Origin of the sequence: Streptomyces spiroverticillatus, from assembly GCA_014650415.1 — a bacterium.
GTDB classification, from domain to species: Bacteria; Actinomycetota; Actinomycetes; order Streptomycetales; family Streptomycetaceae; genus Streptomyces; species Streptomyces spiroverticillatus.
The window spans coordinates 94,947-110,136 of sequence record BMUX01000022.1; the positions used below are offsets into that span (position 1 = coordinate 94,947).

Annotated in this window: 10 protein-coding genes and 1 pseudogene; 3 read left to right on the forward strand and 8 right to left on the reverse strand. The window is 71.6% G+C overall.

All coding sequences use genetic code 11. The annotated features are described in order from the left end of the window. Positions 1-16 precede the first annotated feature (16 nt). Positions 17-1,078 (reverse strand): glycosyltransferase family 2 protein, encoded by a 1,062-nt coding sequence (locus IE269_RS37415; RefSeq protein WP_189827773.1) that lies wholly within the window; start codon positions 1,076-1,078, stop codon positions 17-19. Between the two features lie 123 nt (positions 1,079-1,201). Here IE269_RS37415 and IE269_RS37420 point away from each other — a divergent pair, with 123 nt between their 5' ends. Then, positions 1,202-3,733, forward strand: a complete 2,532-nt coding sequence (locus IE269_RS37420; RefSeq protein ID WP_189827774.1) for a YfhO family protein — start codon at positions 1,202-1,204, stop codon at positions 3,731-3,733. 41 nt (positions 3,734-3,774) lie between these two features. On the opposite strand, the gene IE269_RS37425 is transcribed toward IE269_RS37420, so the two are convergent. The 5 genes from IE269_RS37425 to IE269_RS37445 form a co-directional block, all read right to left on the reverse strand. After that, entirely contained in the window at positions 3,775-4,176 is a 402-nt protein-coding gene (locus tag IE269_RS37425) for a GtrA family protein (protein ID WP_189827775.1), read from the reverse strand. After that, on the reverse strand, positions 4,173-5,084 hold the full coding sequence (locus IE269_RS37430) for a class I SAM-dependent methyltransferase (protein WP_189827776.1): 912 nt from the start codon (positions 5,082-5,084) through the stop codon (positions 4,173-4,175). The genes IE269_RS37425 and IE269_RS37430 overlap by 4 nt, the downstream gene beginning before the upstream one ends. Before the next feature lie 95 nt (positions 5,085-5,179). Beyond that, complete coding sequence (locus tag IE269_RS37435; protein ID WP_189827777.1) at positions 5,180-6,706, reverse strand: serine/threonine-protein kinase; 1,527 nt, start codon at positions 6,704-6,706, stop codon at positions 5,180-5,182. Next, on the reverse strand, positions 6,703-7,359 hold the full coding sequence (locus IE269_RS37440; RefSeq protein WP_189827778.1) for a hypothetical protein: 657 nt from the start codon (positions 7,357-7,359) through the stop codon (positions 6,703-6,705). The genes IE269_RS37435 and IE269_RS37440 overlap by 4 nt, the downstream gene beginning before the upstream one ends. A gap of 148 nt (positions 7,360-7,507) precedes the next feature. Continuing rightward, positions 7,508-9,661, reverse strand: a complete 2,154-nt coding sequence (locus IE269_RS37445) for an N-6 DNA methylase (RefSeq protein WP_229898540.1) — start codon at positions 9,659-9,661, stop codon at positions 7,508-7,510. Between the two features lie 181 nt (positions 9,662-9,842). Here IE269_RS37445 and IE269_RS37450 point away from each other — a divergent pair, with 181 nt between their 5' ends. Then, entirely contained in the window at positions 9,843-10,748 is a 906-nt protein-coding gene (locus IE269_RS37450; protein ID WP_189827780.1) for a DUF4352 domain-containing protein, read from the forward strand. Positions 10,749-10,934: 186 nt separating this feature from the next. On the opposite strand, the gene IE269_RS37455 is transcribed toward IE269_RS37450, so the two are convergent. Continuing rightward, complete coding sequence (locus tag IE269_RS37455) at positions 10,935-11,588, reverse strand: HNH endonuclease family protein (RefSeq protein ID WP_189827791.1); 654 nt, start codon at positions 11,586-11,588, stop codon at positions 10,935-10,937. A 352-nt stretch (positions 11,589-11,940) separates the two neighbouring features. Here IE269_RS37455 and IE269_RS37460 point away from each other — a divergent pair, with 352 nt between their 5' ends. Then, positions 11,941-12,123 (forward strand): antitoxin, encoded by a 183-nt coding sequence (locus IE269_RS37460; protein ID WP_189827781.1) that lies wholly within the window; start codon positions 11,941-11,943, stop codon positions 12,121-12,123. Between the two features lie 114 nt (positions 12,124-12,237). On the opposite strand, the pseudogene mfd reads toward IE269_RS37460, so the two are convergent. Then, positions 12,238-15,120 (reverse strand): annotated as a pseudogene (mfd, locus tag IE269_RS37465) (transcription-repair coupling factor); the annotation flags it as partial. Between the last annotated feature and the right edge of the window lie 70 nt (positions 15,121-15,190).

A 15,190-nucleotide genomic window follows, 5' to 3' on the forward strand; every position in this document is an offset into this window, starting at 1 on the left:
CTTGCGGTTGTTGATGTTAGGCAGCCGGAGTGGTCCGGGCCACTGGTTCGACCAACGAGTCGTGTACGAGTGGGGATGCGGCGGCCGGGACGCCGTGACCGGGGCTTGGGCGGCTGTTCGTTTCGGGATCGTGGCGGGGTACGTCGGCGTCGGTCTCGCCGACGAGGAAGTGCGGGCGGCGTTTGGCCTCGTAATAAATGCGGCCGACGTATTCGCCGACGACGCCGAGCAGCACCATCTGCACTCCGGAGAGCGCGGTGACGGCGACGAGGAGGGTGACGTATCCGGGAGTTTCCACTCCGTTGACGACCGCGACACCGACAATCCACGCGGTGTACGCCATGGCGACGGCGAGCAGGAGGAGTCCCAGATAGAGGGCGGCGCGCAGGGGTTTGTTGTTGAAGGAAATGACGCCGTCGAGGCCGTAGTTGAGGAGTTTGCCGAAAGTCCACTTGGAGCGGCCCTGTTCGCGTACCGCGTTCTCGTAGGCGAAGGTCTCCGTCGGATATCCGATCCAGGCGAAGATGCCTTTGGAGAAGCGGTTGTATTCGGTGAGTTTGAGGACGGCGTCGACGGCGCGGCGTGACAGGAGGCGGAAGTCACCGACGCCGTCGACGAGTTCGACGTCGACAAGTCGATTGACGAAGCGGTAGTAGGCGCGGGCGGTCAGGGTGCGGGTGACGCGGTCGCCGGCGCGGGTGCGGCGGGCGACGACCTGGTCGTTTCCCTGGGTGTGCAGGGTGATCATGCGGGCGATCAGCTCGGGCGGGTGCTGGAGGTCGGCGTCCATGATGACGACCGCGTCGCCGCCCGCGTGCCGCAGTCCGGCGAGCATGGCGGCCTCCTTGCCGAAATTGCGGCTGAAGGAGACGTACCGGACGCGGGAATCCTCTCCCGCGAGGCAGCGGAGATGGCGGAGTGTTTCGTCGCCGCTGCCGTCGTCGACGTACACGAATTCGAAAGTCAGCCGCTCGGAAAAGGTGGGGGTGAACGAGGCGATTTCCCGGGACACGTGCGCGTGGAATCGGCGCACGACCTCCGCCTCGTTGAAACAGGGCACGACGAGGGAGATGAGCATGTGCCATGGGAGCGCGGCCAGATGACGTTCTTTCAGGAGTCGGATGACGGGGAAAGGGCGGTTCGGTTAACGGAATCGCGGGGTGGTGGTGAAAGGGCCGGTGACGTGTTTACGGTCGGTTCCATGCTGAATCGGCCCCGGTCCGCCCTCCCCCGTTTCCGTCCTGTCGCGGCGTCGTCGCTGCTGGCCGCCGCGCTGGCGGCGTTCGCGCACTGCCTGGGCTCGGCGGTGGCGGGCAGTCAGCCCTTCGGCGCGATGAACCGGAATGTGAACGACCTGGGAACGCAGTTCGTCCCCTTCCACGCGCATCTGTGGGATCTGCTGCACGGCCGTGCGGACGGCGGCTGGCTGATCAACTGGCAGTCGGGGTACGGCTCCAGCTTCCTGCCGGACGTGGGGACGTATCTGTCGAGCCCCTTCTCCTTCCTGGTCGCCGTCTTCCCCCGCGACCAGATCGACCTCGCGGTGTACGTGACGTCGGTGCTGCGGATCGCGGTGGCGGCGGCGGTGATGGCGTGGCTGCTGTTGCGGATGCGGCCGGGCGGGCGGTGGTGGCTCGCGGGGACGCTGGGGGCGGCGTACGCGCTGTGCGGGTGGTCGGTGATCGAGGCGTCGTACAACCCGATGTGGCTGGACGGGCTGATCGCGTTCCCGCTGCTGTGCGGGGTGGGCGAGGCGATACGGGCGGGCCGGCGGCCGGTGCGGTGGTTCTTCGGCGGCGTCCTGCTGGTCGCGTACGTGTGGGTCGCGAACTTCTACACGGCGTACATGGCGACGCTCGGCGCGGGCCTGGTGCTGGCGGCGCGGCTGCTGATGGACGGCGGTGCGTGGCGGCCCCGGCTGCGGGTGGCGGGGAAGGCGTGCGCGGTGGTGGCGCTGGGCATCGGGCTGTCGGCGCCGCTGCTGCTGACGGTGTACGCGGGGACGAAGCACGCGTATCCGGGGATGGGGCTGACGTTCCGGCCGGCGGGGTGGGGGGATCTGCTGGGGCGGCTGCTCCCGGCGACGTACTCCTTCAACTCCCCCGCGATGTATGTCAGTTCCTTTGTGCTGCTGCTGGCGTGCGCGCTGCCCTTCCACCGGGGGCTCGCGGTGCGGGAGCGGGTGGGGTGGCCGGTGCTGGCGGTACTGATGGTGCTGTCGATGCAGTGGGGGCCGACGCATCTGGCGTGGCATGCGTTCACGGAGCCGAACGGGAGCCCGTACCGGCAGACGTTCGTGCTGTCCGGGGTGCTGGTGATGGCGGGGTGGGTAGCGGTGGGCAAGGGGGCATTGCCGCGCCCGGCGCTGCTGGGCGGGGTGGGGTGTGTGGTGCTGCTGGGGCTGGCGGGGCTCGGGAGTGCCTTCACGGTGCGGTGGTCGTGGGTGGCGGCGGCGGTGGGGCTGGTAGCGGCCGTGGGGGCGCTGATGCTGCTGGGGCTGGGGCGTCGGGGGTACGCGGTGGTGGCCGCCGCGCTGCTGATCGGCTGCACGGTGGGTCAGTCGGCGCTCACCACCGCGTGGGCGGCCAAGCGGCGGGTGGCGGCGCAGGACGACCACGCCCCGTACGGGCCGCGGCAGGTGGCCCACCGTGCGGCGATCGCATCGGTGGACGGCTGGCCCCGCTACCGCACCGACCCGGGCCGGACGCAGACGGTGCACAACGACGCGATGGTGGTGGGCGGCCAGGGAGCCTCGTACTACAGCAGCGTGACGTCGGCGGTGCTGACCCGCACGCTGTCCGCGCTCGGCGACGGCTGGAACGGCAGCGGGCGCGCCCCGCACAGCCTGGACAACCCGGTGACGGACGCGCTGTGGGGCGTGGGCGCGCGGCTGCGGTCGACGTACCGGCAGGGTGCGGACACGGAGTTCTCGGTGGTGCGCGGGGAGGCGGCGCCGCTGGTGACGGTGCGGGAGGCGCTGCCGGAGGGGACGGACTACGGGCGTTCGGCTTTCGCCAACCAGGAGTTGCTGCTGGGGTCGCAGGTGTACGAGCGGCTGCCGGGTACGGAGGGGCGGTGCACGCCGGGGGCTGCGGTGTACGTGTGGGCGCCGGGCCTGAAGGGGACGGCACGCCTGGACGCGAACCCCGCTGTTGGCTTCGACTCCAAGCGGGGCCGGGTGCGGGCGCCGATGCAGCAGGTGGGGATGGCGCCGGGGGACGGCCGGGTGCGGGTGCGGCTGGAGGGGCCGGGGCAGCGGGGGGCGGAGGTGGCGTGCCTGCGGGCGGACCGGCTGGAGGAGGCGGTGCGGGGGCTGCGGGGCGCTTCGGGGATCTCGTTCGGGGACGGGACGGTGGAGGCCCGGATTCCGGCGGGCGCGGGGGCACGGGTGGCGGTGGTTGCTGTGCCGAGGATCGCGGGGTGGCAGTGCGCGGCCCCGGGCACGGAACTGGCTCCGGCCGCCTCCTACTTGGGGATGCTGTCGGTGCCGGTGGGCCCGGAGGGCGGGCTGGTGCGCTGCGAGTTCCGTCCGCCGGGGCTGCGGGCGGGGTCGGCGGTGGGGGGTGTGGCGCTGGTGGGGGTGGCGGGGGCCGGGGTGTGGGTGTGGCTGTCCCGGCGGAGGGGCGCATCAGCCCGTCCGGCGTTTGAGGACGCGCGGCGAAGCCGTGCAGGGGGCAAGGGGCGCAGCCCCATCAGGAACAGCAACCCCACCCCAACAGCCCCGCGGGTCTAGGTGAAGGGGCGGGGCTGGGGCGAATTCACCCCGGTACCGGGTCACGCATCCACGGACGCCCGCCCCGCCCCACCCTCCGCCAGCAGAATCCGCCTCGACAGCACGTACGTGACGGGAATCGCCCCTACCGCCGCCGCCAACGGAGCGATCCGCTCATCGACCCCCCACCACTCCACCAGCACAAACACCCCCACCGACGTCACGACGAAGTTCGTAAGGTTCGTCAGCGGAAACAACAAGAACTTCCGCCAGGTCGGACGCGTCCGGTACGTGAAGTACGTGTTCAGGAAGAAGGAACCCACCATGCTCACCACGAACGCCAGCACGTACGCCGGGTAGTACGGCAACCACCCGTGCAGGGCGAGGTAACACCCGTAAAAAGTCCCCGTGTTGACCCCACCCACCAGGGCAAACCGCAGGACCTGAAAGAGCTGCGGGCTCACGCGACCGGGCGGGCCCGGAGGAAGGCCGAGGTCGCCACCCGCCCGAGGAGTTCGAGGCGGGAGCCACTGTCCGCGAGGTGTTCCGCGAGCGCTTCACCCACACCGGGCCACGCGGCGTCGCCGTAGTCGTCCAGGACGACGACACCCCCGTCGGCGACGATCTCCTCGACCCACCGGAGGTCGGCGAGAACACCCTCCCTGGAGTGGTCACCGTCGACGATCACGACCCCGTACCGCCGGTCGGAGACGGCCTCCCGCACGTCCTCGTCCTGCGAAAACCCCTTCTGGATGCGGAAATTGGTGTCGCCGAGCGCGAGATTCGCCCGTACGACGTCCTCGCGCACCGGCGTCCCCGTCGGGTCGTCGGCCTCCCGCACCGCGTCCGGCTGGAGCTGCGAGCCGATGAGCGGGTCGACGATGGTGAGCCGCGCCTCGACGCCCTCGCGGTGCAGCATCCGCGTGAGGGCGGTGGCGAACAGCCCGTACAGGGTGCCGATTTCGAGTACGTCGGGGTGCTTCGGCGGTGCCAGCAGCGGGATGGTGGCGAGCTTGCCGCAGACGTTGGAGGTGCCGCCCGCCATCCGGCCGACCCCGAGGGCCTCCAGGGCGACGACGGTACGGAACGCGGAGGTGACCGCCCGCCGGGCGTGCCCGCTGCCGGTGATCTCGGCGACCTGGGCGACCAGGGTGGTGATCTGCTCCTCGGAGGGCATCCGATGAGCACCACGGCCGGTGCGGTCGAGCAGCATGCCGACGGCGGTGCTCTGCTTCTTCAGGGCGTCCAGTTCGGCCCGCATCGCCTCCAGGCGGGCGCGGTCCGCCCGGGTCTGGCTGTGTACGCGCTGATCGACGAGGGCCGCGAGGGGGCGCAGGGCGCGGCGGGCGAGGGGGTGGGTCAGCAGGGGCATGGCGGGGACGGTAGGGGGTGCGGGGGTGCGGGGCGTGGCGGCGGACTGTCCGCGGGGCGAAGGGAAGGTGTCGGCGCGGGTCCCTCGGCGCCCGTTCAGCGCAGCCCCCCGAACTGCCGCTGCCGGTCGAGTCCGCGCCGGATCTCCTGCACCAGGGGGTGGTAGGACCCGTACGCTCGTTCCGCGTCGTAGAGCAGGCCCTGGAGCTGGCGTCCGGCCTCCGTGTGGTCGCCCATCGCCAGCAGCAACTGTGCCACCCGGTGCCGGAGTTCGAAGGCGCGCGAGGGGTCGCCCCCGGAGACGTACCCGTTCTCGTAGTACGGCAGGAGCGCCCGGTACTCGGCCAGCGCCGCCGCCGGTTCGCCGAGTTGCTCCAGGCACTGGGCCGCGTCGTACCGGAACTGGAGTGCCTGCGGGTCGGCCGGGCCCGTTTCCGCCGCGCGTTCGTCTGCGAGGCGGCGCAGCTCCGGCAGGGCGCGCCGGTACTGGCCGTCGTCCAGGAGCGTCGCCGCGTACTGCTTGCGCAGGATGCGCACCACCGGGGAGCGTTCCCCGTGCTCGGCGGCGGCGGCCGGGAGGATGTTGCCGAGCAGGTCGACGGCCTGGGTGATGCGGCCCTCGCCGAGGAGCTGCTTGACCTCGTCGACGGCGCCGGCGACATCCGGCTTGGCGGGCGCCGACACCGGTGCCGTCGCCGGCGCCGGCGTCGCCGCCCGGTCCGGCCATGGTGCCTGCGGTCGCAGGAAGGGGCGCGTCGGGTCCAGCGGTCCGGCCGGCCGGCCGCGCTCCGGCAGCAGCGGCGCCAGCCGCTCGTACACCTCCTGCACGGAGCCGGGCCGGTGCTGGGGGTCCTTGGCGAGGAGGTGCAGTACGAGTGCCTCCAGCGCCTGCGGCACCTCGGGGCGCAACTGACGCACCGGCGCCGGTGCTTCGTAGAGGTGCCGGTGCAGGATGCCGAGTGCGGTCGTCCCGGCGAAGGGGACGTCGCCGGTGAGCAGTTCGTGCAGCAGCACGCCGAGTGCGTACAGGTCTGTGTACGGTCCGACCGCGCCGCCCATCGCCTGCTCCGGTGCCATGTACGCCGGGGTGCCGATGGGGGTGCCGGTGTGGGTCAGGCGTGTGGTGTCGGTGTCGAGGACGGAGGCGACGCCGAGGTCGAGGACGGTGATGGTGCCGTCGGGTTTCACCATGACGTTGCGCGGCTTGAGGTCGCGGTGGACGATCGGCACCGCGTGCACGGCGGCCAGCACCGCGCACAGCTGGGCGGCGAGGGACACCGTCCACTGCCAGGGGTACGGGTCGTTGTGCTCGGCGAAGTGGTCGGCGAGGTCGGCGCCCTCGACGAACTGCATGACGAGGTAGAGGTCGTCGCCGTCGCTGCCCGCGTCGTGCACGGTGACCAGGCCCGGGTGGTCGACCTGCGCGGTGACCCGGCACTCGCGCACGAAGCGACGGCGCATGTCCTCGGCCTCGGTGGCGGCGTGCATCCGGTCGGGGCGCAGGAGTTTGACGGCGACGCGCCGGTCGAGGCGCTGGTCGTACGCCGTCCAGACCTGGCCCATGCCGCCCTGGCCTATGAGGGTGGCGAGCTCGTAACGGCCCGCGATGACACGGCCGTTCACCGGGGCTGTCCTCCGTCGCCGCGGCCGTCCCTGGGCTCCTTGCGCAGCAGCTCGCTCAGTTCGTCCAGTTCGGCGCGGACCTGGTGGATGCGGGGCTGCGGCTGCTGCACGGGCGGCTGCTGGTACGTCGGGGGCTGGACCGGGGGCTGTACGGGCTGCGGCACGGGCGGCTGCTGCTGCACCGGCGGGTACCCGTACGACGGCCCGGCGGTGGGCTGCTGCTGCGGGTAGCCGTACGGGACCGTGGGCTGCCCCGGGCCGGCCGCCGCGCCCGGTGCCGTCCCCCACGCGTAGGAGGCGGGCACCGGCTGCGAGAAGTGGTTGATGTCGGCCACCAGGTAGTGCGTGGTCACCCCGGCCGCCATCGCGAACAGCAGCAGGAGGCACACCCAGTCGACGGCGGTGAGCGGCGCGTCCGGATCGGAGTTGCCGACGACACCGATCGTGATGAAGAGCGCCACCGACAGGGCCAGCGCCAGACCGAACAGCACCCAGTCCGCGCGCCGCCGCCGCACCACCGCGATGCGCAGCATCGCCGCCCAGGAGAGCAGCCCGCAGCTGAACAGGGTGAGCACGACGAACACCACCCTGAGCGTGACCAGCACACCGGTACTCGGCTGGCTGCGCGGCGGCGTGAGGCCGGGGCCGGGCATGGCTGCTCCTGGGGTGACGGCACGTGGCGGGACGTGCTGGGGACGTACGACGAGCGTATACAGCGACTCCGACAACGGCCCCAGGGTTGTACGGATCGGACCACCGATTCCGTGCCTGTTGCGCGCCCGCTTCGCGCCTCCCTCGCGCCTACTCCGGCGGAACCGTCCCGTCCGCCAGCCCGTCGTACAGTCCCTGCACCAGTTGCTCCCCCAGCCTCCCGGCCAGCCGCAGTGCGTCCTCGAACGCGGCGAGCGCGCGGAAGCGGTCGCCGTAGCGGCGCTGGTCGGCGAGCGGCAGCCGGGGCAGCTGGAGGCGGCGCACGTCCAGCCGGGCGGCGGTGGAGGCGAAACTGCTCGCCTGCCGGTTGTTGGCGGTGCCGCGCAGGAAACCGGCGAGGAACCACGGGTCGACGGCCGCCGGGTCCGGCCGCAGGAGGTGCAGGTTGCGCCCGAGCACGGCACCGGCGCCCGCCTCGTCCACCACGCGGGCGATCGAACCGCCGCCCAGCACCGGCACGACGACGTCACCGGGTGCGGTGAGCACGGCGTCACCGTCGCCGGTGTCCCCCGGTGCTCCGGAGGCGGTGCCACCGGTGAGGACGTCCTGCTCGGTGAGCACCCGTGCACCGGCGGGGCCGCCGCCGGCCGCCGATCCGGTACGGAGCACCAGGGCGCCCGCGCGGGCGAGTTCGCCGACGGTGGTGAGGGGCCAGTGCGCGGGCGGTGCGCTCGCACCGGTGCCGGTGTGCGGATTGAGCTCGGCCGTCAGCCGCAGGGTGTCCGCGAGTCTTTCCCGTACGGAGGCCAGCTCGGCGACGCCGCCACCGGCGGCCGAGGGCGGCAGGTGGCGGGCGGGGGCGAGGTCGACGTCGTCGTCCAGCAGCTCGATGACGGGCACGGCGCGGCTCACCCCGGGGCGCTCCTCGACGGTGCCGTCACGGTCGAAGGTCTGCCAGGTGGTGAGCACGGCGGTGTGCAGGGCGGCCCAGTCGAGCCGGTCGCGGCCTGCTTCGGAGAGGTCGGCGGTGTCGACGAGGAGCAGTTCGGGGGCGGTCCTGGCACCGGGGCCGGTGGCGTTCCGCCCACCGCCGGTGGCGGTCCTCGCACCGGCGGTGGTGCTCGCGCTCGCACCGGCACTGGTGCTCGTTTCGGGCTTGCGCAGGATCCACAGGTGGAGCGGGATTCCGTAGGGCGGGGCGGCCCCTGCGGGCAGGGCGACGACGGCGCGCAGGGCGCCCCGGCGGAGCAGGTCGGCGCGGATGCGGCGGCCGGAGCGGCGGGAGGCGGCGGCGGGCGGCATCAGCAGCACGGCGGTGCCGCCGGGGCGCAGGCGGGCCAGGGCGTGCTGCACCCAGGCGAGCTCGGACTCGGTGCGGGCGGGGAAGCCGTACTCCCAGCGGGGGTCGTAGGCGAGTTCGTCGTGCCCCCAGTTGCGTTCGTTGAACGGCGGGTGGCTGACCACCGCGTCCACGCTGATCTGCGGGTAGGCGTCGGCGCGCAGGGTGTCGGCGGCGGCGGCCCGCACCTCGGTGGTGCGGGCATCGGCGCGCAGGGCGAGCCGGAGCGCGGCGAGGGCGGCGAGGTCCGGGTCGGCGTCCTGGGCGTACAGGGCGCTCGGCCGGTCGCTCTCGCCGCCCGCCTCCGCCACGGCGCACAGCAGGGATGCGGTGCCGCAGGCGGGGTCGAGGACGGTGCGGGGGTGCCCGGCGAGGGCGGCCATGAGGGCGGCGGGGCCGGGCGGGGTCAGCGTGTACTGCCGGGGGTTGGCGTCGAGGTGCCGGCCGAGCAGGAACTCGTACGCCGGTGAAGGCCCTTCCTGTGCGGCGAGTTCGGCGGCGGCCCGCAGCAGCGGCACGGAGGCGGCGAGGGCGGTGGCGTCCGGGGTGCGCACGGCGCGCAGCCATTCGCCGCCGAGCCGCCCGTCCAGGACCTGCGCCAGGGCGGTCGGCAGGAGTTCGGCGCACGTGTCGTCGGACCCGGCGGCCGTCGCCCGCCACGCCGTGGGCCTCTCCCGTACGAGAAGCAGCACGCATCCGGTGTGCACCAGGGCGGTGACCGCACCGGCGGGGTGGCCGGCCACCTGCTGCCAGACGCGCTCGCGCAGGGGGACCTCGGCGAGCTTGCCCTGGGTGCGCAGCCAGTCCTCGATCTCGGCGAGCGCGAAGGAGGGGCTGGTCTCGGTGCCGCCGACGGGTTTGGGGAAGTCGGCGTGCCTGCGCCGCCAGTTGCTCACGGCGGCCCGGCCGACTCCGGCCAGCCGGGCGATCCCGGCTGCGGTCACCTCTGTTGCGTTGTCCGGCACCGCTGTTGCCCCTCTCGGCGTATGAGCTGTGATCCGAGCATACCGACAGACCTGTTCACACCCCGCTTCACAACGTGAACTCTCGAATCTCCGTGAACCGTGTTGACTCGGTTCACAGGTTCTGTTGTCATTGACCCATCGCACCCCGTCCCCATCGAGGGCCTCTGCCGGAGGGCATCCCATGTCTCAGCACTCGAACCACCCGACGTACCCCCAGGGCCCCGAGCCGCAGTACTACGGCGGCCAGGACGGCCAGCCGGGCGGCCACCCCGGCGGCTACCCGGGTGGTCACGGCGGCCATGGCGCCCCCCGCGCCGCCCGCAACGGTCTGGGCACGGCGGCCCTGATCCTCGGCCTCATCGGCGCACTGTCCGGGCTGATCCCGCTGATGTTCTGGCTGGCCGGCGTCCTCGGCCTGATCGCCCTGATCCTGGGCCTGACGGGCAACGGCCGGGTCAAGCGCGGCGAGGCCACCAACAAGGGCGTGACGCTGACCGGCGCGGCGCTCGGACTGGTGTCGCTGATCCTGTCGGCGGTGGGCGCGGTACTGCTGTTCAAGGCGGTCGACGACGGCATCAAGGAGCTCGACAAGACGCTGTCGGGGCAGGAGGCCACCAAGAAGGGCGGCACGGCCGACGGCGCGAAGTCCGAGGACAAGGCCGCGGGCGGGGAGAAGGCCGGGAAGTCCGACAAGGACACAGCCCTCGCCGCGGGCGACTCCGCCGAGTACGACGACAAGCTGACCGTCACGGTGTCCGCACCGACGAAGTTCACGCCCGGCGAGTACGCGGCCGGTCACACCAAGGGGAACAAGGCCCGCCTGGTGACGGTGGTCGTCCACAACGCGGGGACGGAGAAGTTCAACGCCTCGACCGTCATGGCGACGGCCCGCGCCGGCAAGGACGGCACGGAGGCCGAGCAGATCTTCGACGAGAAGGCCGGGACGATGTTCCAGGGCAGCATCCTGCCCGGCAAGAAGGCCACGGTGAAGTACGCCTTCAGCATCCCGGCCGACGCGAAGAACCTGACCGTGGAGATCGCCCCGGACTTCGAGCACAAGGCGTCGCAGTGGGAGCTGAAGCTCTGACACCGGGCGCAGGAAAGCCGAACGCCCCGGCAGGGCCCCTGGAGGGGGGCGGCCCTGCCGGGGCGTTCCCGCGCGATCTGGCGACGGACGCGGGATCCCGCTACGGACGCGACGCGCCACAGATACCGGATCCCGCTACGGACGCGGCGCGCCACAGACGCCGGATCCCGCTACGGACGCGGCGCGCTACCGCTTGACGGGAGCCTCCGTCGGGTTGCCGCCGCTGGGCAGCCCCTGCTTCGGGCAGCCCTGGAGCACGGACTTCATGGCGTCGCGCTCGCCGTCGGTCACCCACAGCCCGTACTTCTTCTTCACCGCGACCTGCGAGGCGACGTACGCACACCGGTAGCCCTTGTTCGGCGGCAGCCAGGTCGCGGTGTCGCCGTCGCCCTTCTTGCGGTTGGCGGAGGCCTCGGCGGCCAGCAGGTTGAGCGGGTCGTTGGCGAAGGCGAGCCGCTTGCCCGGACTCCACTGCTGGGCGCCCTTCTGCCAGGCGTCCGACAGTGCCACCAGGTGGTCGATGTCGACCTTGCTCGCACCGCGCTTGTACTCGACGCGGGTGCCCGTGTACGGATCGTCCTCCAGCACCCCGGAGGCGACCTTGCACCGCTTGGTGCCGTCGGTGAACTTCACGTCCTTCAGGTCCCGCTTGAGGATGTCGTCGCGGGTGCCGCAGCCGTTGTCGTCGGTGTCCGCCCAGGCCCGGCCGAACGACTTGCGCTCGTAACCGGTCTTCGGCGCACGGCCCTTGACGGGAAGGTCGCCGACGGCGGCCAGCGCGGACCCGGGCTTGCCGACGGGCCCGGCCTGGCCCGACCCCGAGCCGCCCCCGTCCTTCATGCTGTCGCAGCCGACGGTGCCCACCAGCAACGCGGCACCGAGTCCCGCCGCGGACACGGCTTTCCAGGCCCTCCTGGACGTACGAGACGCATGAGACGTACAAGACGCATGAGACGTACGAAACCCACGAGCTATCACGACGAACCCCACCCCACGACTTCTTCAGCTGTTCAGCACCGGCAAGCGCCCCACCCTAGGAATGCCTGCCCCGAACGAACCGCCCGACCCGCGACATACCACCGAAATGTGGTCCGCTCCACACAGCGCGCCGGAGGCTCCCCGGCGCGCGCGATCCCCCGGCCCGGCGTAGCGTCGGAAATGTCCCGTTCTCTTCTGCGGAAGGAGCCCGCCCATGGGGATCTTCGACAGGTTCAAGGACCAGGCCCAGGACAAGGCGAAGGACATTTCCGACGCCGTCGAGGAAGAGGTCAACGAGAAGACCGGCGGAAAGTACTCCGAGAAGGTCGACCAGGCCCAGCAGAAAGTGGAAGGCGCGTTGGGGATGGGCGACCGCAAGGAAGACCCCGCACCCTAGCCGTACGGGACCGAGTCCCGGCCGTACGGCACCGAACGGAACCTCCTGAACCCCCGCCCGCGAAGCCGCTCATCCCGGCCTCGCGGGCGGTGTGTTGCCCACTCCCCAAAGGTGTCAGCTCAGGATGGTGGTGAGGAACTCGCCCGTCCAGGACAGCAGCTCCCGGCCCACCACCGGCTTCCCGCCGATCTTGCCCGTCGTCGGCCTCGGTACGAGGATCTGGTGCGCGGCGGACTTGATCACCGTGCGCGGGTACAGCCGCTTCAGGCGCAGCTCCTGCGACTCCCGCAGCTCCACCGGCGCGAACCGGATGTTCGGCCCCTGGAGCACGATCTCCCCGACCCCGCAGGCACGGGCCAGCATGCGCAGGCCGGCGACCAGCAGCAGGTTCTCGACCGGTTCCGGCAGCTTGCCGTAGCGGTCGGTGAGCTCCTCCCGTACCGCCGCGATGTCGGCCTCGGTGGTGGCGGCGGCGATGGCCCGGTACGCCTGGAGGCGCAGCCGCTCGCCGGGCGCGTAGTCGTGCGGAACGTGGGCGTCCACCGGGAGTTCGATCTTGACCTCCAGCGGAGCCTCTTCCTCCTCGGCCCCGTCGACCGCCGCCCGGTAGTCGGCCACGGCCTCGCCGACCATGCGGATGTACAGGTCGAAGCCGACGCCCGCGATGTGCCCCGACTGCTCGCCGCCGAGCAGATTGCCCGCGCCGCGGATTTCGAGGTCCTTCATCGCCACGTACATGCCCGCACCCATCTCGGTGTGCTGGGCGATGGTCGCCAGCCTCTCGTGCGCGGTCTCGGTCAGCGGCTTCTCCGGCGGGTAGAGGAAGTACGCGTAACCACGCTCGCGACCACGGCCCACACGGCCACGCAACTGATGCAGCTGCGACAGACCGAAGTTGTCGCCACGCTCGACGATCAACGTGTTCGCATTCGAAATGTCGATACCGGACTCGACGATCGTCGTCGACACCAGCACGTCGAACTTCTTCTCCCAGAAGTCCACGACGACCTGTTCGAGTGCCGTCTCGGACATCTGGCCGTGCGCGGTGGCGATGCGCGCCTCGGGGACGATCTCACGCAGCTTGGCGGCGGCCCGGTCGATGGACTCCACCCGGTTGTGGATGTAGAAGACCTGGCCCTCGCGCAGCAGTTCACGGCGGATGGCCGCGCCGATCTGCTTCTCCTCGTACGGACCGACGAAGGTCAGCACGGGGTGCCGCTCCTCCGGCGGGGTGGTGATCGTCGACATTTCGCGGATGCCGGTGACCGCCATTTCGAGCGTGCGGGGGATGGGTGTCGCCGACATTGTCAGTACGTCGACATTGGCCCTCAGCTTCTTCAGCTGCTCCTTGTGCTCGACGCCGAAGCGCTGCTCCTCGTCGACGATGACCAGCCCCAGGTCCTTGAACTGGGTCTCCTGCGAGAACAGCCGGTGCGTGCCGATGACGATGTCGACCGCGCCGTCCTTGAGCCCCGCGAGGGTGGCCTTCGACTCGGTGTCGGTCTGGAAGCGGCTGAGCGCGCGTACGTTGACGGGGAACTGCGCGTACCGCTCGGTGAAGGTCCCGAAGTGCTGCTGCACGAGCAGCGTCGTCGGCACCAGTACCGCCACCTGCTTGCCGTCCTGCACTGCCTTGAACGCGGCCCGCACCGCGATCTCCGTCTTGCCGTAGCCGACGTCGCCGCAGATCAGCCGGTCCATGGGCACCGACTTCTCCATGTCCTCCTTCACCTCGGCGATGGTGGACAGCTGGTCGGGCGTCTCCGCGTACGGGAAGGCGTCCTCCAGCTCGCGCTGCCAGGGGGTGTCGGGGCCGAAGGTGTGGCCGGGGGCCGCCATCCGCGCGCTGTACAGCTTGATCAGGTCGGCGGCGATCTCCTTGACCGCCTTCTTGGCGCGCGCCTTGGTCTTCGTCCAGTCGGCGCCGCCGAGCCGGTGCAGGGTCGGGGCCTCGCCGCCGACGTACTTCGTCACCTGCTCCAGCTGATCGGTCGGGATGTACAGCCGGTCGCCGGGCTGGCCGCGCTTGGCGGGCGCGTACTCCACGAGCAGGTACTCGCGGGTCGCGCCCTGCACGGTCCGCTGCACCATCTCGATGTAGCGACCGACACCGTGCTGCTCGTGCACGATGAAGTCGCCGACCTGGAGGGTGAGCGGGTCGACGGACTTGCGGCGGCGGGCGGGCATCCGCCCGAGTTCCTTGGTGGCGGTGCGCTGGCCGGTGAGGTCGGTCTCCGTCAGCACGGCGAGCTGGAGGACCGGGTCGACGAAGCCGTTGTCGAGGCCGCCGCAGGCGACGTGCACGACATTCGGCGAGATCTCGCCCAGGTCCGAGTCGAGCCGGGCGGCGATGCCCTCCCCGCCCAGCACCTCGACCGTACGGGAGGCAGTCCCGTGCCCCTCGGTCACGAACACCACGCGCCAGCCGTCGGCCAGCCACCCCTTGGTGTCGGCGAGGGCCTTGGCGGTGTCGCCCCGGTACATCTCGGGGGCGTGCATGGCGAGCTTGAGGGTGTCGTCCTCGAAATCCGCGTCGTCGGCGGCGAACGGCGACACCGACCACCACATCATCCCGAGCTCCCGCGCCCGGTCACGGACGTCCGCGATCCCCCACAGCGAAGCCGCACCGACATCAATGGGCGCCTCGCCGCCCCCAGCGGTGGCGGCCCACGACGCCTGAAGGAACTCCTGGCTCGTCGCCACCAGGTCGGCGGCCCGCGTCCGCACCCGCTCCGGGTCGCAGACGACCGCCATCGACCCCTCGGGCAGCACGTCGAGCAGCAGCTCCATGTCGTCGACGAGAACCGGAGCCAGCGACTCCATCCCCTCGACAGCGATGCCTTCCGCAATCTTGTGCAGCAGCTCGCCCAGCTCCGGGTGGGCCTCCGCCAGCGCGGCGGCCCGCTCCCGTACGTCGTCCGTCAGCAGCAGCTCGCGGCAGGGCGGTGCCCACACCCCGTGCTCGGCGACTTCCAGGGACCGCTGGTCGCCGAGTCTGCCTATGCAGAGTCACGGGAAACCACCGATCTCCCTACCGAACACGAACTAGGTAAGGGAGCGCACACCA

What these genes read in the sequence shown, in the direction of transcription:
- IE269_RS37415 (WP_189827773.1), bottom strand. Translation starts at nt 1,078, where the DNA reads ATGCTCATCTCCCTCGTCGTGCCCTGTTTCAACGAGGCGGAGGTCGTG.
- IE269_RS37420 (WP_189827774.1), top strand. Translation starts at nt 1,202, where the DNA reads ATGCTGAATCGGCCCCGGTCCGCCCTCCCCCGTTTCCGTCCTGTCGCG.
- IE269_RS37430 (WP_189827776.1), bottom strand. Translation starts at nt 5,084, where the DNA reads ATGCCCCTGCTGACCCACCCCCTCGCCCGCCGCGCCCTGCGCCCCCTC.
- IE269_RS37440 (WP_189827778.1), bottom strand. Translation starts at nt 7,359, where the DNA reads ATGCCCGGCCCCGGCCTCACGCCGCCGCGCAGCCAGCCGAGTACCGGT.
- IE269_RS37450 (WP_189827780.1), top strand. Translation starts at nt 9,843, where the DNA reads ATGTCTCAGCACTCGAACCACCCGACGTACCCCCAGGGCCCCGAGCCG.
- IE269_RS37455 (WP_189827791.1), bottom strand. Translation starts at nt 11,588, where the DNA reads ATGAAGGACGGGGGCGGCTCGGGGTCGGGCCAGGCCGGGCCCGTCGGC.
- IE269_RS37460 (WP_189827781.1), top strand. Translation starts at nt 11,941, where the DNA reads ATGGGGATCTTCGACAGGTTCAAGGACCAGGCCCAGGACAAGGCGAAG.